Here is an 18,791-nt window from a genome sequence, read left to right as displayed (position 1 = left end):
CGGCCCCTTGAACGACCAACGGGCGCCCGGCCGTTCGGCCGGGCACCCGCCTTCTCGGAGCGCGGGCCCTCAGAACTGCCGCAGGAACGCGTGCCGGCCTGGACGGTGACGGCTGTGCGCCGGGGGCGGGCGTCCGGGTGGGCGTTAGTCTGGGCGGTCATGCGAGCCCTTTTCCCAGGATCCTTCGACCCGGTCACGCGGGGGCATCAGGACGTGCTGCGGCGGGCTGCCGGGCTGTTCGACGAAGTGGTCGTGTGCGTGATGTTCAATGCGCACAAGACCGGCCGGCTGCCTGTCCCCGAGCGGCTGGAGCGGCTGCGTGCGACGGCGGACGGTCTGGGCAACGTCACGGTCGACTCCCACACCGGCGGTCTGCTGGTCGACTACTGCCGTAAAGCCGGGATCGACGTCGTCGTCCGCGGTGTCCGCGGCACCGCCGATCTGGACTACGAGCTGCCGATGGCCCGGATGAACCACGAACTGGCCGGAGTCGAGACGTTCTTCCTGGCCGCCGATCCGGCGCTGGCGCACGTCTCCTCCACCCTCGTCACCGCGATGGATCAGCATGGCCGGGGCCGGGGCCCGTCCCCCGTACGGGTCCCGGACCCGGCCCGTTCGGGCCCCGTCGGGCAGGACCCACGTTAGAGGGGGGCCGTCGCCCCGGGCCATCGCACAGATGCACATCCCGCGGGCCCCGCGCCGTCGATCTGCACTGTCAGGGCGTCGTCGGCCGCGCGTCCGTCAGCGCCGGGGCGCCCGTCAGCAGGTGTGCGGCGACGTAGACGTCGGCGATGCCGACCACGTCGGTGTCGTGGACCGAGACGAACTCCGCCGTCACGCCCATGCCGAGCAGCCGCGCGGCCCGGTCCGTGTGCGCCCGTACCGTGGAGGCGGACAGGGCGAGTGCGCGGGCCGTCAGCCGGACCGACAGGTCGTTCTCCAGCCACACCCGCAACGTCTCCAGCAGGGCGCGGTGACCGGTGTGCAGGGCCCGCAGCCGGTGCTGGGCCCAGTTCCTGATCTCCGGGCCCGCCAGGAGGTCGGCGAGGGCGGGGGCGGGCGGATCGGGGGCGTCGTCCTCGGGCGCGGGCAGCGCGAGGATGTTGAGGGCCAGCAGGACCAGGACGCGGTCGTTGAGCCGGTCGAAGTCGAGGCCGAGCAGCGCCGCCGCGCGGTCGAGCCGGTTGCGCAGGGTGTTGCGGTGGATCTGGAGCCCCTTGGCGGCCTCCGTCCCCTTGAACGACAGCCCCGTGGGCAGCGAGTGCAGGAGCGTGGTGTGCTCCGGCGCCGTCAGCAGCGGGGCGAGCAGCGACCGGGCCCAGGCGCGGGCGGCGCGCCGGGGCAGCAGCGGCGCGCACTTGGGTTCCGCGCCGACGCTGATCCGCTCCGGTGAGCGCGCCGCGGTGCGCACCGCCTCCGCCGCCTCCGCGTAGCCGGCGCCGCTGGCTTCGAGGGCGTACGGGGTGCTCGCGCCCATGAGCAGCCAGTCCCGGCTGCCGACGATCCGGCGCAGGTCGTCCTCCACCGCGTCGTCGCGCGCGGCCGGCGCGATCACGATGATCTGCTGGTCCTTGCCGGGGCAGGGGGAGACCAACGCCTTGCCGTGCAGGGTGCGTTCGCACAGTTCGAGGGTCGGCTGCCGGGTGCGCGCGCCGGTGTCGATGACGCGGACGACGACCTCGTCGGTGTCCATCAGCTGCCGGGATATCGTGCCGGCCACGACCTGGCCGGTGACGGTCTGCCCGCCGAGCAGGAGCTGGGTGGCGGCCTGGCTGACCGCCCGGGGCGCCAGCACGGCGGCGTGGTGGTCGCGCCGTGCCTGCTCGCACAGGCCGAGGATCTTGGCCGCGTGCTGGATCAGCCGCCCCGCCGTCTCGTCGAACGGATGGCGGGCGGCCACGGCGAGCACGGCCTCGTCCTCGGCGCCGTGCATCCGGACGATCCGGTACTGGACGCCGTCGGCGGGCCGGTGGCCGAGGACGGCCGCGCGGGCGAGGTTGGCGCCGCCCTCGGGCGCGGAGACGAGGACGCGCCGGTCGCCGTCGGAGCGTACGGCCGCGTCCGCGTCCAGTGCCGCCGCCAGCCACGACACGATCCGCTCGACCGCGTCCGGACCGGTGAGCCGGTTGGGCAGCGTCCGCAGCAGGCCGTCCATGTGCTCCGCCTGCCGCTCGGCGATCAGCGCCCGCTGCCGCTGGAGGTAGGCGTTGACCGGCGCCCAGGGGGTGTCGGCGCCGGTGACGAGGAGCGGGAGTCTCAGGTGCTCGGCCCGGGCGCGTACGGCGGTGGGGACGTGGGGCGCGTCCTCGGGCGAGCGGAGGACGAGTCCCGAGGCCCGGCACCGCTTCAGGTGGCCGAGGAGGTGTTCGAGGGCGGCGGCCGTGCCGTGCGGGGCGGTGGGCTCGTCGGGCAGGGTGACCAGGGCCAGCGTCCCGGAGGCGAGGGGGGCGTTCGGTCCGGGGGCGGGGTGGGGCAGGGGGACGGCGGCGACCTCCGTCACCCGGACGCCCGCGTGGACGCGGGCGTGCGCGGGGTCCAGGAAGCGGAGCTGTAGCTCCGGGCGCTGGGAGATCAGGTGCGCGAGGGTCGGCATCCCCTGCTCCGTTCCGTCTCGGCGGTGCTGCGTGTCCCGGTGTCCCGGTGTCCCAGTGCGGACGCCCGCTGCGCGCGGGCCGCCCCCCGTCACCGCCATTGTCCCGTGCGGGCGGAGACGGCCGTGGGAAACCGGCCGTGGGGAACCGGCCGCCTCCCGGAGGGGACGGGAGGCGGCGAAGCGCCGTTAGAACGGTGTTCCGGTGCGGCGGGCCGCCTTGCCGGTGGTGTACTCGTGGGCGGCGAGCGCCGAGGCCATCAACTCGGCGTCCAGCGAGGTGATGTCGGCCAGCCGGGTCGCATTGGCGTAGGCGTTGAACAGGTGCTTGGTGACGCGCAGGGCGGTCGCCGAGCGGCGTACGACCGGGGCGGCCCAGGCCCGGACCGCCGCGTCGAGTTCCTGCTCCGGCACGACGTTCTGGAGGACCGACAACTCCCTGGCCTCCGCCGCGCCGAACGCCCGGCAGGTGAGCACGAGTTCGCGCACCCGCGCCGCCCCCACCTCGTTGAGGAGCCGGGGCAGCAGGCCGCCCCACGCGGTGGGCAGGCCGAGGGCCAGTTCGGGCAGCCGGAAGGTGGCCGTCTCCGCGCCCACCCGCAGGTCGCAGGCGAGGGCGAGGGCGAGCCCGGCGCCGATGGCCTTGCCCTGGACGCGGGCGATGGTGACCGCCGGGTTGGCGGAGAGGGCCTCGCACACCCGGCGGGCCTTCGCGCCGGAGACGCGGATGCCGCCCCCGGTGGGGTCCTCGGCCAGCTGCTCGGCGAACTCCGTGCGGTCGCCGCCCAGACAGAAGTCCTCGCCGGCCCCGCCCAGCACGACGACCCGGACGTCGGGGTCCTGCGCGTCGAGGACGGCCAGGAGTTCGTCGAGCATGGTGTCGGTGACCGCGTTGCCCTGTTCGGGGGTGTTCAGCTCGATGGACAGGACGGGGCCCTGCCGGTCGGTCCGCAGCGTCCGGAGGGACGGCGCGGTGGGATCGGCCGGGGCGGACAGGGCGGTCATGTCGTCACTTTCAGGGAGGTCACACGGCGGAACACCATACGGGGCGCGTAGACGGGGCCGGTCGCGAGGGCAAGATCAGGGAATCGTTTCAGCAGGTGGGAGAGGAGCGTACGGGCCTCCAGGCGGGCGAGCGCCGCGCCGAGGCAGTAGTGGGCACCGCCGCCGAAGGTGAGGTGGCCGCCCTTGCGGAGCACGTCGAAGGTGTGCGGGTCCTCGTTGCGTCGCGGGTCGTGGTTGGCGGCGCCGTACAGGACGTGGACCATCGTGTCCTTGGCGACGGGCACGCCGGCCAGGACGGTGTCGGCGGCGGCGATCCGCGAGTTGAGGTGGATGGGCGGGTCGTAGCGCAGGGTCTCGTCGATGGCGTCGTCGATGTGCTCGGGATGCCGGCGCAGCCAGTCCCAGCGGGTGCGGTCCCGCAGCAGGAGCCAGACCATGTTCGACAGCAGGGTCGCCGTGGTCTCCAGCGACGCGATCGTGATGAACATGACCAGGTGGTAGAGGCCGCGGTCGGCGGCGGCCCGGTCGTCGGGGTACCGGGCGTCCCAGTGCCGGATCCACTCGGAGACGACGTCGTCGCCGGGGCGGGCCCGGCGCCGGCGGATGAGGTCGGTGAAGAAGGACCGCATCTCCATGGTGGCCGCGGCGGAGGTGCGCAGGTCCTTGCCGGTGGGCAGCAGTTCCTGCGCGTACACCTGGCGGTGGGTGAAGTCCAGGATGTGATCGTGGTGTTCGGCGGGGATGCCCAGCCAGTGGCCGACCGTCTCGACGGGCAGCCGCTCGCTGACGACGGTGGCCAGGTCGGCCTCGCCCGTGGTGCGCAGGCGCTCGTCCAGGACGTCGCAGAGCCGGCCGACGTGCCCCTCGACGTCCGGCCGCATCGCGTCCAGGGTGGTGCGGTCGAACAGGTTGCCCAGACCGCGCCGCTGGCAGGTGTGCTCGGGGGCGTTGAGCCGGGACAGGGCGTGGCTCATCTCGCGGGTGGCGGGGGAGTGCCACCGCTCGGGGTCGGGCTGGCGTTCCTGCCAGGCGATGTCCGGCGCGAGCCAGTCGCGGCCGCGCAGCACCTGGTTGCAGGCGTCGAAGCCGGTGACGAAGTACCCGCCCCACGGAGCGGGCACGATGTCGCCCATGGCACGCAGTTCTTTCCACAGGGGCAGGGGGTCGCTCTGCCCCTCCGGGGAACGCAGGCGTCGGACGACGGAGATGACGGCTCGCCGGTCCGGTCTGCCACTTATGTCGTCCACTGCCGTCACGTCAAGCTCCTCTGGGCCGTGTCGATCATTTTCTGATCCCGGCGGAAGCTACCCCTCCCCTCCCCGTGCTCATGCGTCGAAGAATGTTGCCCGTGTCACATGCGTCACACCGCGCGCACCGTCAGACACGGAAGATGTCGAGGAACGTGCTCCAAAATCCCTTTTTGCGACCCGAGTTGGCCTGCGCGTGGGCCGGGCCGGGCACGGGCGGGTGGGCCGGTGACGGTGACGGCGACGGCACCGACGAGGGCGCTGTCGGCGCCGGGGTGTGCAGGGCGGCCACCCGGGTGCCGGGCGTCGGGGTGAAGCGGACCGGCAGGGCCGCCAGCGCCCGGTGGAAGGGACCCGGCCGCCACTCGACCCGGTCGGCCGGGATGTCGAGCGCCAGGTCGGGCAGCGCGTTGAGGATCGCCTCGATCGCCGTCAGGGCGATCACCGTCGCCGGCGACTTCGCCGGGCAGGCGTGCGGACCCGCGCCCCACGCCAGGTGGGCGCCCTTGCTCAGGGACTGCCGGGCGGTGCGCAGCGTCGGGTCGTTGTTGGCGCCGCCGAAGCTGATCACCAGCGGGGTGTCGGCCTCGACGTAGACGCCGCCGAGGTCGACGTCGCGCAGCGGGTAGTGCGTGGCGTAGTTGGCGATGGGCGGGTTGTTCCACAGGACGTGGTCGAGGGCCTCCTCGATCAGCATGCCCGCGCCCCGCCCGGAGGAGCCGCTGGACAGCAGCAGGAGCAGCGCGTTGCCGATCAGGTTGCGCTCCGGCTCGACGCCGGCGCCCATCAGCATGACCAGCTGGTCCTTCAGCTCCGCGTCGGTCAGGCCGACCGGGTGCTGGATCAGCCAGGAGGTGACGTCGTCGCCGGGCTCGCGCCGCTTGAGGGCGATCAACTCCATGAGGCAGGAGGTGAGTTCCTCGTTCGCCTTCAGCGCGTCGCGGCCGTCGAAGATCGCCGACATGGAGCTGGTGAGCCGGTCGCCGATGTCGGCCGGGCAGCCGAAGAGCCGGTTGAACAGCAGCAGCGGCAGCAGCTTGGCGTAGTCGTTGAGCAGGTCGGCGCGCCCGCGCTCGCTGAACCGGTCGATGAGGAACGCCGCGATGGGCTCGACGTCCCGGCGGATGCGGCCGATGTCGAGCCGGTCCAGGCTGTCCGTGACCGCCTTGCGCAGCCGCAGGTGCACGGCGCCGTCGGTGAACAGGCAGTTGGGCCGGTACGCCATCATCGGCAGCACCGGGTTGTCGAGCGAGATCCGGCCCTCGTTCAGGGCCTTCCAGCGGCGCGGGTCCCGGCTGAAGTCGGTCGTGTTCTGGAGCACGCTGCGCGCCGCCTGGTAGCCGACGACGAGCGTCGCCTCCACCTGCGGGGCGAGTTCGACCGGCGCGGCGGGACCGGCGGCCCGCATCTTGTCGTAGGCGCCGTGGGGGTCGGCGGCGAAGTCCTGGCCGTGCATGGGGCATCTGGACGCGATGCCCGGCGTGCCGGCCGGTCGCTGATATTCCATGGTGTTCGGATCCTTCGTCTGCCCGGTGTCCTTGCGTTCCGGGCGGGAGTGGCTGGGGGAGCCCGCGGATCAGGCCGTACGGCTCAGCAGGTGCCGTACGAGCGTGATCAGCGCCTGGCCCGACGACTCGCGGCTGCGGGCGTCGCAGTACGAGACGGGGGTGTCGGGGAGCAGGTCGAGGGCCTCGCGGATCTCGGCCTCGTCGTACTCGTCCGGGGTGAAGGAGTTGACCGCGATGGAGTACTCCAGGCCGTACTTCTCGACCAGTTCGATCACCGGGAAGGACTCGGCGAGCCGGACCGGGTCCACGAGGATCAGCGCGCCCAGCGCACCGCGGGCCATGTCCTCCCACAGCTGGATGAACCGCTGCTGACCGGGTGTGCCGAAGAGGTACAGCACGACGTCGTCGCTGAGGGTGAGCCGGCCGAAGTCGAGGGCGACGGTGGTCGTCACCTTGTCCGGCGCGCCCCGCAGGTCGTCCACGTGGGCGGCGGCCTGGGTCATCCGCTCCTCGGTGCGCAGCGGGGCGATCTCGGAGAGCGAGCCGATGAACGTGGTCTTGCCCACGGCGAAGTGGCCCACCACGAGGATCTTCGCGGCGATGGTGACCGCGTCCGAGACGTAGCGGGGCTCAGGCCTAGAGGGCTTTGAGTAGTCCATGCAACACCTTCTCGATGACGGCTCTCTCTTGAGGCTTGGCCCGCGGGGGCGCGGCGCGGCGCAGCAGATGACCTTGTTCCGCTAAGTCGGTCAGCAGCAGCCGGGCGACGCCCACCGGCAGTCCCAGGTGGGCGGCGACCTCCACCACGGCCAGATAGCCGCCCGAGCACAGCTCCCAGATGGCGCGGACCTCGGGGCCGGCCGTCAGCGGCAGCTGCCGGCCGGGCGCCAGGGTGACCAGGGTGTGCAGCGACAGCTCGTCGTCGGTGGGCAGTTGGCGCCCGCCGGTGATGACGTAGGAGCGGACGAGTTCGCTGGAGACCAGAGCGTCCTCGCCGTGGCCGCTCATGCCTCGGCACCGGCGCTCTGGCGCGGCTGAGCGCTCAGGGCCTTCCCCAGCGCCGTCACCTGCTGCTGCATCCGGATCGACATGAGTTCCATGTCCACGTCGAGGGCCGCGGAGACCGCCAGATAGGCGCCGCTGCCCGCCGCGATCAGGAAGATCCAGCCGCCGTCGTACTCCATCAGGGTCTGCTTCCAGATCCCCGCGCCGACCGACACGAAGCCGGCCACGGCACGGCTGAGGGACTGCATGGAGCTCATGGCGGCCGCGTTGGTCTCGGCCTCGTCGCGGCCGATCTCGCTGGAACGCTCCATGAGCAGGCCGTCGGCGGAGACGAGAATCGCATGGCGGGCGCCGCGTACGGTCAGCACGTCGTTCAGCACCCAGGACAGATCGGGCTTCACTGCTCTTGTGATCCTTCCGTGATGGACGTGTCCCGCCCCAGGAGCGTTCCGCGCGCGAAGGCGCCCAGGCGCGACGCGGTCACCTCGCTGCTGTGCTCCGGCTCTTGGGCATCTGACACCGAGGGGTCCGGCTGGGGCACCACCGCGACCGCGCGACGGCGCTTGGGCAGTCCGCCGGCCGTCTTGCCGACGATCGCCACCGGCGACGGCACCGGGCCGCCGTACGACGAGGACTCCGGCCCGTCGGAGTCGGTCGTCGCGGTCGGCGCGGGCTGGGGGACTTCTTGGGTCAAGAGGCTCTCCGGGAGGAGGATGACCGCGCGGACGCCTCCGTACGGCGAGACGGAATCGACGGAGACTCTGAAGCCGTACCGGGCGGCGAGCACGCCGGCGACGGCGAAACCGACGCGCGGCGGGCTGCCGAGGCTGGTGATCGAGATGGGGCCCCGCGTGTTGAGCAGCGCGGACGCCCGGTCCTTCTCCTCCTGGCTGATGCCGAGACCGGCGTCGTCGATGATCAGGCACACGCCGGTGGGCACCGACTGGATGTTGATCTCGACGGGGGTGCCGGGGGCGCTGTAGTTGGTGGCGTTGTCGAGCAGTTCGGCCAGGACGACCGCGACGGGCTCCACGGCGGTGCTGGCGACCGCCACGTTCACCTGGCTGTGGATCTGCACCCGGTCGAAGTGCCGGATGCGGCCCTGCGCGCTGCGCGCCACGTCGTAGACGGAGGCGGCGACCTCGCGGCGGCCGAGCCAGCCGCCGCACAGGGCCGCGATGCCCTGCGCCCGGCGGCCGAACTGGGAGTTGGTGTGGTCGATGGTCATGAAGTCGGCGAGGATCTTGGGGTCGTTGCCGTACTTCAGCCGGGCCAGGTCGCTGATGGAGCGCTGCTGTTCGTCGGCGAGGACCTGGAGCGTGCGCATCCACGCCCGCAGCACGTCCTTGGTCTCCGACTCGGCGGTGCTGCGCACCTCCGCCAGGGCGCGGTCGTATTCGGCGCGCAGGTTCTGGTACTCGGCGTGCAGGCGCAGGCGCTCCGCGTCGAGCCCGTCCCGGTGCGCGCGCAGCTCCGTGCTCTGCTTGCGGAGCGCCATGTTGGTTCTGCGAGCGCGCATCACCGCGAGAACCGCGATGATCAGCACTCCTAGCAAGACCCACAGCAGCGGGTCCTTGATCAAAGACGTCATGGGAATCTTTCGAGTCGCATCGCGGAGAAGAGCAGGCCGCGCGGGGCGTCCGCGTTCGCATGTCTCAGGGAGCGCTGCGGGCTCACTCGCGGGCCAACGGCTGCTCCTTCGCGGTGGGGCCTCCTCGGGACTGTCCCCCGTGACGCATATCTGACGCTGCGCCAGCCTACTGAAAGTGTGATGATCTTATCAGCGAGGTAACGCCTAAATCGCGGCTGGGCGTGCCGAGTTGACGCGTGTTGTCGGGTTGGTCCGGCGAATGTTCCACCAGATCCGCACACGAACGAAATGTTGGCGACGGGCCCTGCGGACCCCTGCGGACCCCTGCGGGCCCCTGCTGGGGCTTCGCGCAGAAAAGAAGGGCGCCCGGCGGATGGTCCGCCGGGCGCCCTTCGCTGCCGTGGGGTACGGCTACAGCTTCTCGATCACGTAGTCGACGCACTTGGTCAGCGCCTCGACGTCGGCCGGGTCGATCGCCGGGAACATCGCGACGCGCAGCTGGTTGCGGCCGAGCTTGCGGTAGGGCTCGGTGTCGACGATGCCGTTGGCGCGCAGCACCTTGGCGACGGCGGCGGCGTCGATGTCGTCGGAGAAGTCGATCGTGCCGATGACCTGCGACCGCTTGGCCGGGTCGGTGACGAACGGGGTCGCGAACTTCACGTCCTCGGCCCAGCCGTACAGCGTGCGCGCGGAGGTGGCGGTACGCCGGACCGCCCAGTCCAGACCGCCCTGGCCGTTGATCCACTTCAGCTGCTGGTCCAGCAGGAAGAGGGTGGACAGCGCGGGGGTGTTGTACGTCTGGTTCTTGCGGGAGTTGTCGATCGCGGTGGGCAGGCTGAAGAACTCCGGGATGTGCCGGCCGGAGGCGTGGACGCGCTCGGCGCGCTCGATCGCGGCCGGGGAGAACACGCCGATCCACAGGCCGCCGTCGGAGGCGAAGGACTTCTGCGGGGCGAAGTAGTAGACGTCGGTCTCGGCGATGTCGACCGGCAGACCGCCCGCGCCGGAGGTGGCGTCCACCAGGACCAGCGCGTTCTCGTCGGCGCCCTCGACCCGCTTGATGGGCATGGCCACACCGGTGGAGGTCTCGTTGTGCGTGTACGCGTACACGTCGGTGCCGGCCTCGGCCCGCGCCTCGGGGTGGGTGCCGGGGTCGGCGGAGACCACGGTGGGGTCGGCGAGCCAGGGCGCGAGCTGGGCGGCCTTGGCGAACTTGGAGCTGAACTCGCCGAAGGTGAGGTGCTGCGACTTGGCGTCGATCAGACCGTGGGTCGCGATGTCCCAGAACGCGGTGGAGCCGCCGTTGCCGAGGACGACCTCGTAGCCGTCGGGGAGCTGGAACAGCTCGCTGATGCCCTCGCGGACCTCGCCGACCAGGTTCTTGACCGGAGCCTGGCGGTGCGAGGTGCCGAGGAGGGACGTACCGGTGGCGGCGAGGGCGTCCAGCGCCTCGGTCCGCACTTTGGAGGGACCCGCGCCGAATCGTCCGTCGGCGGGCTTGATGTCAGCGGGAATCTGGATGTCGGCCACGGGACGGAGCGTAGTACCTGGTCGAAAAGGGACGGAACCGTGTCCGTCCGATGAGACGAGGTCGCCGGGACGTCAACTTGTGAGGTCGTACGACGAGCGGACCGGGGCTGTGGACAACTTTCGGTGACTGTCCGTCATCGGATGCATCCTGGACGCATGACTCCTGGACCCATGACTCCTGGGCGCATGACGGATCTCTCGGAGCTTCGGGCACGGCTGCGCGCCGCCGTCCGGGGCGAGGTGGCCTTCGACGCCACCGCCCGGGCGCTGGCCACCATGGACGCGTCCAACTACCGGCGCGTCCCGCTCGGCGTGGTCGCGCCGAAGGACGCCGACGACGTGGCGGCGGTGCTGGAGATCTGCCGGGAGCGGGCGGTGCCGGTCGTGGCGCGGGGCGGCGGCACCTCGATCGCCGGCCAGGCCACCGGAACCGGCGTCGTCCTGGACTTCACCCGGCACATGAACCGGGTGCTGGAGACGGACCCCGACGCGCGCACCGCCCGCGTCCAGCCCGGCGTCGTCCTCGACCGCCTCCAGGAGGCCGCCGCCCCGCACGGACTGCGCTTCGGCCCCGACCCCTCCACCCACGGCCGCTGCACGCTCGGCGGCATGATCGGCAACAACTCCTGCGGCGCCCACTCGGTCGCCTGGGGCACCACCGCGGACAACGTACGGGAGCTGACGGTGCTCACCGCGCGCGGCGAGCGGCTCGCCCCGGGCCGCCGCTGGGCCGGCGCCCCGGCCGGCCTGCGGGAGCTGGTGGACGGCGAGCTTGCCCGGCTGCGCACCGGCTTCCCCGAGCTGCCCCGACGCATCTCCGGCTACGCCCTGGACGCCCTGCTGCCGGAGCGCGGCGCCAACGTCGCGCGCTCCTTCTGCGGCTCGGAGGGCACCCTCGGCATCCTCACCGAGGCGGTGGTGTCCCTGGTGGCCGCGCCCCGCGCCCGCGCGCTCGCCGTGCTGGGCTACGCCGACGAGAGCGCGGCCGCCGAGGCCGCGGCCGGGCTGCTGCCGCTGGGGCCGCTGACCGTGGAGGGCATGGCGGCCGACCTGGTGCCGTCCGCCGCGGACCTGCCGCGCGGCGCGGCCTGGCTGTTCGTGGAGACCGGCGGCGACACCGGGGCCGGGGCGCGGGCGGCCGCCGAGGCCGTCGTCCGCGCGGCCGGCGTCGTGGACGCCCTCGTCGTCACCGACCCCGCCGCCCGGCGCGCGCTGTGGCGGATCCGCGAGGACGCGAGCGGCACCGCGACCCGGATGCCCGACGGCACCGAGGCGTGGCCCGGCTGGGAGGACTGCGCGGTGCCGCCGGCCCGGCTCGGCGCCTACCTGCGGGAGTTCCGCACCCTGCTGACCGCCCACGGACTGCGCGGCACCCCGTACGGGCACTTCGGCGACGGCTGCATCCACGTCCGCATCGACTTCGACCTGCTCACCGAGGCGGGCGTCGGCCGCTTCCGGCGCTTCTCCGAGGAGCTGGCCGACCTGGTGGTGGCGCACGGCGGCTCCCTGTCCGGAGAGCACGGCGACGGACAGGCCCGGGCGGAACTGCTGCCGCGGATGTACGGCGCCGAAACGGTCGCCCTGTTCGAGCGTGCCAAGGCCCTCTGGGACCCCGACGACCTGCTCAACCCCGGCATGCTGGTGCGCCCCGCACCCCTGGACGCCAACCTGCGCTTCGCCGTGCTGCCCCGCGAGCCGGTGCCCGTGGCGTTCGGCTACCCGGCCGACGGCGGCGACTTCGCGGCGGCGGTGCGCCGCTGCGTCGGCGTCGCCAAGTGCCGTACGACCGAGACGCCCGGCGCGGCGGTGATGTGCCCGTCCTTCCGGGCCACCGGCCAGGAGGAGCACTCCACCCGCGGCCGCGCCCGCCTGCTGCACGAGATGCTCGCCGGCGAGGTGATCACCGACGGCTGGCGCTCCACAGAGGTCCGCGACGCCCTCGACCTGTGCCTGTCGTGCAAGGGCTGCCGCTCCGACTGCCCCGTCGGCGTCGACATGGCCACCTACAAGGCCGAGTTCCTGCACCACCACTACGCGGGCCGCCGCCGCCCCGCCGCCCACTACACCCTCGGCCGGCTGCCACTGTGGCTGCGCTGGACCGCCCGCACCCGCACGGCCCCGGCGCTCAACGCCCTCGCCGCCCTGCGCCCCCTGGCCGCCGCCGCCAAACGCCTGGCCGGACTCGCACCCGAACGGGCGATACCGCCCCTGGCCCGGCAGCCCTTCACCCGATGGTGGCGCCGCCGTCCGCAGCCCGGCCCGGACAGCGGCGGCGAGCTGGTCGTCCTGTGGCCGGACACCTTCACCGAACACCTCGCGCCCGCCGTGGGCCGCGCGGCCGTACGGGTACTGGAGGCGGCCGGCCTGCGCGTCGCCCTGCCACCGACGAGGCACCTGGACCGCCCACCGGTCGGCGACGGACGATCGAGGCTCCTGAACCCCGTCGCCCTGCTGCGCGGCCGGGGCTGGGTGTGCTGCGGTCTGACCTACGTCTCCACGGGCCAGCTCGACCGCGCCCGCACGGTGCTGCGCCGCACCCTGGACCTGATGGAACCGGTCCTGGAGACCGCCGCCCCGGTCGTCGTCCTGGAGCCGAGCTGCGCCGCCGCACTCCGCGGCGACCTGCCCGAGCTGCTGCCCGACGATCCGCGGGCGCGGCGCCTGGCCGACCGGGTGCTGACCTTCGCCGAGACGCTGGAGCGGCACGCGCCCGCCTGGCGCCCACCGCGCCTGGACCGCCCGGTCGCCGGCCAGACCCACTGCCACCAGCACGCCGTCCTCGGCGACGCGGCCGACCGCCGGCTGCGCGCCGCGGCGGGCCTGACCGGCGAACTCTCCGGCGGCTGCTGCGGCCTGGCCGGAAACTTCGGCTTCGAGAAGGGCCACTGGGAGGTGTCGACGGCCTGCGCGGAAGAACAGCTCCTGCCCCCGGTACGGGCAGCCCCGGAGGATGCGGCCCTCCTGACGGACGGCTACTCCTGCCGCACCCAGCTGGAGCAACTGGCGGGGGTACGGGGACGGCACTTGGCGGAGGTGCTGGCGGAGGGATTGGGGGAGGGAGTGGGGGAGCCGGGCGATGTGTGGGAAGCGGAGGCACGGGACGCCGACCGCCGGAGTCAGCGCCCCTGACGAAATGATTTCGAGGAGGTTGGATCACTCCGGGACCGATGAACCGGGTGTGCGGGGTGGCGCGGCCGAAGCCGCTGTCGCGCCGGTGACCGGACCGGCCTTGCCCGCGTAGCCGCTCATGCCAGCGGTTCGTGGTTGACCCAGATCGCCTTGTACGGGTGGCGGCCCTGCCAGCGTTTGATGAGGTCGACGGCCCCGGGCATGGTGAACGTCGCGTTCAGAGCGTCGAGGTCGGCCAGGCGAAGCTGCACGATGGCGCTCGCGACAGCCACGGGTGCGTGGGCGTCGCCCGGGACGCTGATGTGGTGCCGGGCCGCGACCGACTCGACCAGACCGGAGCCCATCACGAGCTCCTCGAACTCCTTGAGGTACTGGTCCAGCTCACTCGCAGGAATCGGATTGTCGAACGCTACGATCATGGTGTGGTGCATCATGACCCCAGTGAACAGGCACTTTTCCCCCGCGTCCAAGATCTGTCCGCCATCGTTCGATGACTGGCAGGAATGGATCGGCGGTAGTCTTGCGGCATGGCCGAGCTGGAGACCCGCGAGCTGGAGTATTTCGTCGCCGTGGCCGAGGAACTGCACTTCGGTCGCGCCGCGGCCCGTCTGTCCATCGCGCAGCCGGCGCTGTCCAAAGCGATCCAGCGCCTGGAATCCCGGCTCGGAGTCAGTCTGCTGGAGCGCTCCAGCAGGCGCGTCGCCCTCGCCCCCGCCGGAGAAGCTCTGCTGCACCACGGCCGGAACGCACTCAACGCAGTCAGCGCGGCTGCCGAGAAGACCCGCCGGGCCGGCGATCAGCAGACCCACCTGCGGCTGGTGATCAAACCAGGCGGTGACGCGAACCTCCTGTCCGGCATCCTGGCCGCCTACGCCCGCCGGCCCGACGCCCGCCAGGTGGACATCCTCTTCGGCGGAGCCACCGACCGCGCTGAGCACGTCCGCGACGGCCGTGCCGACGTCGCCCTGCTGTACGTGCCGTTCGACGACATGACCGGCCTGGACCACGAAACCCTGACGGTCGAGGGACGCGTCGCGATCCTGCCCCCGGACCACCGCCTCGCCTCTCGCACACAGGTCACTCTTGCCGACCTCGCCCGGGAGACTCTGCCTCGCTGGAAAGGCGTGCGCTGGACCGGAGCACCCGAAGCCGGTCAGGGGCCTGAGGTGACGGACGCGGCCGAGGCGCTGGACATGATCAGACTGGGGCGCACCATCGCGATACTGCCCCGCTCGCTGGCCGAGCCCATGCACCCCGACCTCGTCTACCGCCCCGTGGCCGACGCCCCCCGAAGCGAACTCGTCCTCGCGTGGTCGCAGGACGACCGCCGCCACTTGGTCGCTTCCTTCATCGCTGCCGCTGTGGACGCCGCGGGCCGAGCCGGCCCCTCACCGGCGTCGCTTGCGCCCTGCTCCGCTACCGCCGACTCGCCTAGGGACTCGCTGTGCCCCTGCGGCAGAGAGCACTGAACGCCAGCCGCCCTCCGTGCGGTCATGCGGCCGCGCGGAGGGCGTTTCGGGGTTCTGGGCTACAGGGCGCCCGTCTTGATTCCAGTGACCAGGGCCGACAGGCTGGCACGGGTGAGCAAGAGCGCCGGGCCGCTCGGGGCCTTGCTGTCCCGGACCGCGATACGCGCGGGATCGACGATGGCGCACTCGACGCAGTCGGACTGCGCCGCGGACGCCGACGCCTTCCACCACGTGACGGGCAGCGTCGAGGCGTCTGCAACGTGGCTCATTTGGTGTGTCTCCTTATCCCGGAGCCTTACGCCGCCATGGTCAATTCGCTGGCGCGTTCGGTGAAGTCGGCCACTAGGCGATGCCGGCCGAAGGGACGCATACGCCGCTGCAAGTCCTGCACCGCCTCGACCGCCCGCGACGATTTGACCTGGCCCGTCAGCTTCAGCGTGCGCAGTCCGGCCGCGTACGCGCCGTCCAGGTCCCGGCGTTGCAGATACGACACGGCGAGCGCCGCCTGTGACATCGCGCCGCGCCGGGCGCGCTTCTGCGCGGCCGCGTGCTCGATCGACCGGCGGGCGTGCTCCTCGGCCGTCACCGCGTCGCCCAGGTCGCGGAAGGTGTTGGCGTGTTCCCCGTGCAGATACGCGGGGTCGATGAAGGCCGCCCAGTCCGGTTCGCGGTCGAGGTCGACGTGTGCGTAGGCCCTCTCCGACTGCACGACGGCATGAGCGGCTGCCTTCTTGTCGTCGAGCAGGGCAAGCGCCCGCGCCTCCAGACACCACAGATCCGCGAGGCAGGCCGGCGAAGTCGTATTCGCCAGCCCCTGGCGGCCCGCCTGCGCCAACCGCCGGCCCTCCGCCGGATTTCCGAGCAGCGTGGCCTGGTCGGCCATACCGGCCAGCACGTGTGCGCCGAGCGCCACGTTGCGTGACTCCTCCGCGAGGCGCAACGACTGGATGAGGTACCGCTGCGCGATGGAGTGCTCACCGTTGTCGTACGCCATCCAGCCGAGCAGATAGGTCTGTTCGGCCGCGGCCTCGCACAGCGGGCGCCGCACCTGTTCGTCGTGCGAGCGCCGCAGCAGCGGATAGACGTGCTGGTTCATGTAGTCGGCGAGCGCGAGGCGGCCCGAGCCGCCGCCTTGGAAGATGTCCATGCGCTGGAACGTGTTGAACATGTTCTTGACGGCGGTCACGTCCTCCAGCCTTACGCGCGGCCCCGGTTCCGGCTTCCGGTCCAGGGCGTTCAACAGCCAGTCCCGCGAAGGACCGACACCGGCCACGGCGGCGAACGGCGCGGCGGCAAGGAACTTACGGCGATCCACGTCAGCCCTCCCCAGGTCTGCGACTGCTTCCACCGTAGCCGCGAACGAGGGGTTGTAGGTGAGTGCGGCGTCGGCCGAACCGCCGTCGCCGAGGCCCAGGTCGTACGTCGTGACCCGGAAGCCGAAGTGATCGGAGAACACACCGGCGAGAATGTCGGGGATCGGCGCGCGAGGCGTCTCCCCTTGCAACCAGCACCGAATCCGCGTCGCGTCCGGCGAAATATGAGGCTGCGATCCCTCTCGCGCCTTCGCTTGTACCCGACGAGCCAACCCTTTGCGGCTCATGCCCGAGCGCTCCAGCCAGTAGCCAAGACGAACGTTCGGCGTTTTCATCCCCGCACCTCCGCTACCGAGGGTGTTGAAAGCGACACCCTTCGACATCCCTCTCGACGGTACCCCCCGCCCCGCGACGCGTGTTGCCTGTACGACGAAACCCATCCGCTCGTGATGCAGCCGCGACGAGCCGTCGCGGCTGGCTCGAAGGGGAAAGACATGATCCATCGACGGAGGGAAGCACCGCCGTGCTGCACCACGCCCAGCGGACCTCCGGCTCAAGCGGTGTTCCCCGCCGAGCCGGAGACGGCCGCCGCCGCACGCGCGTACGCACGGGAAGTACTGGCTGCCGATGATGACCGGCCCGACACCGCCTGCGTGGACGATGTGCTGCTCGTCGTCTCCGAGTTGGTGACCAACGCCTACCGGTACGGCACCGAGCCGGGCGACTCGCTGCTCGTCGTGATCCTCAAGGCTGCCGACCGCGTACGCGTCGAGGTGCACGACCCCGTACGGCGTCGGCTGGTGCTGCGCGAGGAAACCGGCGAGCGGGTGCGCGGGCGGGGGCTGCACATCGTCGAGGCCCTCGCCGCGCGCTGGGGTGTCGAGGACCGGCCACTCGGGAAGATGGTGTGGGCGGAGATGGCGTGGTGACCGAGCGCTGGACTCTCGCGCAGCGTGCGTTTCGCCGTTGGTCGGTTCACGTGGCCGACTGCCGATCGTGCCGCGCGAACGAGGCGTGCGCCGACGGAACGCGCCATCGTGAACGGTGGCGCGCGACTCGGCGTGCTCGCCCGGCGCAGCCCGGCTGACCCCCCCTCGCGGGCGCGGCCGGCCGTTTCGGCGGCGGATCTGCGGGGGGAGGACAGCCCCGTATATGGGTTACGTACCTGACGCGAGTCCATTACCCTGGACTTAGTAGTACATCGCGCTGTACAAACCCCAAACCCCCTGGACCGCCCCGTGAGCACCCCGAGTACCCCCGGCACCGACGTTCCGTCCGCCGCCGCGGCCCCCGCCTCGCTGCCGGCCGCCCCTTCCGTGCCGCAGGCCGGGTCGCAATCCGGGGTGGCGGATGCGGGCGGTGGGCGGTTCGGGGCGTTCGGGCCGGTCGGGCTGGTGCTCGCGGGCTGCGTGTCCGTGCAGTTCGGCGGTGCGCTGGCCGTGACGCTGATGCCGCGCGCGGGCGCGCTCGGGGTGGTGAGCCTGCGGCTGCTGGTGGCCGCGATCGTGCTGCTGGCGGTCTGCCGCCCCCGGCTGCGCGGCCACTCCCGCGCCGACTGGGGCACGGTCGTGGCGTTCGGCGTCGCGATGGCCGCGATGAACGGCCTCTTCTACCAGTCCGTCGCCCGTATCCCGCTCGGCCCCGCCGTCACCCTCGAAGTGCTCGGCCCGCTCGCCCTGTCCGTCCTGGCCTCGCGCCGGGCGGTCAACGCGGTGTGGGCGGCGCTCGCCCTGGGCGGTGTCTTCCTGCTGGGCGGCGGCGGGTTCGGCGGCCTCGATCCGGCCGGCGCCGCCTTCGCGGTGGGCGCGGGCGCGATGTGGGCCACGTACATCGTCTTCAGCGCCCGTACCGGCCGGCGATTCCCGCAGGCCGACGGGCTGGCCCTGGCGATGGCGGTCGGCGCGGTGCTGTTCCTACCGCTCGGCATCGCCGAGTCGGGGACGAAACTCGCCGACCCGAAGACGTTCGGGCTGGGCGCGGCGGTGGCGCTGCTGTCCTCCGTCCTGCCCTACACCCTCGAACTGCTCGCCCTGCGCCGCCTGCCCGCCCCCACCTTCGCCATCCTCATGAGCCTGGAACCGGCCCTCGCCGCCACGGCCGGCTTCCTCGTCCTGCACCAGTCCCTCTCCCCGTCCGAAGGCGTCGCCATCGTCCTGGTCATCGCGGCGAGCATGGGCGCGGTGCGCACACAGGTGGGACGGGCGAGACGGACGGCGGTGCCGGAGGTCTGACGGGCCGCCGCGAGCGACACGGCGGCGCGTCCCGAGCGACACGGGGGCGCGCCCCATACGGGCGCGAAGCGCCCCCGAGCCCCCCGCTCGCGATCGCCGCCGACGACAGACCGGCGGCGATTTTTCGCGGCCGAATTCATGCAAGCACGCTTGATTGTTTCTGGCCCCGCTGC

Annotated in this window: 17 protein-coding genes; 5 read left to right on the top strand and 12 right to left on the bottom strand. The window is 72.3% G+C overall.

The genetic code is table 11. The features are described 5' to 3' along the window. Positions 1–159: 159 nt before the first annotated feature. Positions 160–645 (top strand): pantetheine-phosphate adenylyltransferase, encoded by a 486-nt coding sequence (gene coaD, locus ABEB07_RS24380; protein ID WP_345670305.1) that lies wholly within the window; start codon positions 160–162, stop codon positions 643–645. A 70-nt stretch (positions 646–715) separates the two neighbouring features. Here coaD and ABEB07_RS24375 read toward each other — a convergent pair whose 3' ends face one another. From ABEB07_RS24375 to serC, 9 genes are all read right to left on the bottom strand, one after another. Continuing rightward, on the bottom strand, positions 716–2,593 hold the full coding sequence (locus ABEB07_RS24375; protein WP_345670304.1) for a helix-turn-helix domain-containing protein: 1,878 nt from the start codon (positions 2,591–2,593) through the stop codon (positions 716–718). Between the two features lie 186 nt (positions 2,594–2,779). Further along, positions 2,780–3,595: an enoyl-CoA hydratase/isomerase family protein gene (locus tag ABEB07_RS24370; RefSeq protein WP_176149437.1), complete on the bottom strand. Its 816-nt coding sequence runs from the start codon at positions 3,593–3,595 to the stop codon at positions 2,780–2,782. Further along, positions 3,592–4,851, bottom strand: a complete 1,260-nt coding sequence (locus ABEB07_RS24365; protein WP_345670303.1) for a cytochrome P450 — start codon at positions 4,849–4,851, stop codon at positions 3,592–3,594. The genes ABEB07_RS24370 and ABEB07_RS24365 overlap by 4 nt, the downstream gene beginning before the upstream one ends. Before the next feature lie 121 nt (positions 4,852–4,972). Then, positions 4,973–6,349, bottom strand: a complete 1,377-nt coding sequence (locus ABEB07_RS24360) for a cytochrome P450 family protein (protein ID WP_345670302.1) — start codon at positions 6,347–6,349, stop codon at positions 4,973–4,975. A gap of 69 nt (positions 6,350–6,418) precedes the next feature. Continuing rightward, complete coding sequence (locus ABEB07_RS24355) at positions 6,419–7,009, bottom strand: GTP-binding protein (RefSeq protein WP_176149435.1); 591 nt, start codon at positions 7,007–7,009, stop codon at positions 6,419–6,421. Beyond that, positions 6,987–7,358, bottom strand: coding sequence for a DUF742 domain-containing protein (locus ABEB07_RS24350; protein ID WP_345670301.1), 372 nt, complete (start codon positions 7,356–7,358; stop codon positions 6,987–6,989). The genes ABEB07_RS24355 and ABEB07_RS24350 overlap by 23 nt, the downstream gene beginning before the upstream one ends. Next, positions 7,355–7,756 (bottom strand): roadblock/LC7 domain-containing protein, encoded by a 402-nt coding sequence (locus ABEB07_RS24345; RefSeq protein WP_164581955.1) that lies wholly within the window; start codon positions 7,754–7,756, stop codon positions 7,355–7,357. The genes ABEB07_RS24350 and ABEB07_RS24345 overlap by 4 nt, the downstream gene beginning before the upstream one ends. Next, on the bottom strand, positions 7,753–8,946 hold the full coding sequence (locus ABEB07_RS24340; protein ID WP_176149433.1) for a sensor histidine kinase: 1,194 nt from the start codon (positions 8,944–8,946) through the stop codon (positions 7,753–7,755). Before ABEB07_RS24340 ends, ABEB07_RS24345 begins: the two co-directional genes overlap by 4 nt. Positions 8,947–9,357: 411 nt before the next feature. Next, the gene (gene serC, locus ABEB07_RS24335) at positions 9,358–10,476 is read right to left on the bottom strand and encodes a phosphoserine transaminase (RefSeq protein ID WP_345670300.1); all 1,119 of its coding nucleotides are present in this window, start codon (positions 10,474–10,476) and stop codon (positions 9,358–9,360) included. A gap of 186 nt (positions 10,477–10,662) precedes the next feature. Here serC and ABEB07_RS24330 point away from each other — a divergent pair, with 186 nt between their 5' ends. Continuing rightward, positions 10,663–13,605, top strand: coding sequence for an FAD-binding and (Fe-S)-binding domain-containing protein (locus ABEB07_RS24330; RefSeq protein ID WP_345670299.1), 2,943 nt, complete (start codon positions 10,663–10,665; stop codon positions 13,603–13,605). A 116-nt stretch (positions 13,606–13,721) separates the two neighbouring features. Here ABEB07_RS24330 and ABEB07_RS24325 read toward each other — a convergent pair whose 3' ends face one another. Next, entirely contained in the window at positions 13,722–14,024 is a 303-nt protein-coding gene (locus ABEB07_RS24325; protein ID WP_345670298.1) for a hypothetical protein, read from the bottom strand. 108 nt (positions 14,025–14,132) lie between these two features. Here ABEB07_RS24325 and ABEB07_RS24320 point away from each other — a divergent pair, with 108 nt between their 5' ends. Beyond that, the gene (locus tag ABEB07_RS24320; RefSeq protein ID WP_345670296.1) at positions 14,133–15,074 is read left to right on the top strand and encodes a LysR family transcriptional regulator; all 942 of its coding nucleotides are present in this window, start codon (positions 14,133–14,135) and stop codon (positions 15,072–15,074) included. Positions 15,075–15,133: 59 nt separating this feature from the next. Here the strand turns inward: ABEB07_RS24320 and ABEB07_RS24315 are convergent, their stop codons facing one another. Next, positions 15,134–15,343 carry a DUF397 domain-containing protein gene (locus ABEB07_RS24315; protein WP_345670295.1) on the bottom strand — a complete coding sequence of 70 codons (210 nt, stop codon included), beginning with the start codon at positions 15,341–15,343 and terminating at the stop codon, positions 15,134–15,136. A 26-nt stretch (positions 15,344–15,369) separates the two neighbouring features. Beyond that, complete coding sequence (locus tag ABEB07_RS24310) at positions 15,370–16,722, bottom strand: transcriptional regulator (RefSeq protein WP_345670294.1); 1,353 nt, start codon at positions 16,720–16,722, stop codon at positions 15,370–15,372. Between ABEB07_RS24310 and ABEB07_RS24305 the strand changes: the two genes are divergently transcribed. Together ABEB07_RS24305 and ABEB07_RS24300 are read left to right on the top strand one after the other, a co-directional pair. Continuing rightward, the gene (locus tag ABEB07_RS24305) at positions 16,612–17,316 is read left to right on the top strand and encodes an ATP-binding protein (protein WP_345670292.1); all 705 of its coding nucleotides are present in this window, start codon (positions 16,612–16,614) and stop codon (positions 17,314–17,316) included. The genes ABEB07_RS24310 and ABEB07_RS24305 overlap by 111 nt on opposite strands. A 309-nt stretch (positions 17,317–17,625) precedes the next feature. After that, positions 17,626–18,618: an EamA family transporter gene (locus tag ABEB07_RS24300; RefSeq protein ID WP_345670291.1), complete on the top strand. Its 993-nt coding sequence runs from the start codon at positions 17,626–17,628 to the stop codon at positions 18,616–18,618. Positions 18,619–18,791 lie beyond the last annotated feature (173 nt).

Source organism: Streptomyces similanensis (genome assembly GCF_039543625.1).
Classification (GTDB): domain Bacteria; phylum Actinomycetota; class Actinomycetes; order Streptomycetales; family Streptomycetaceae; genus Streptomyces; species Streptomyces similanensis.
Note: the sequence above shows the minus strand (reverse complement) of the source record. Positions and strands in the feature narration are given on the sequence as shown.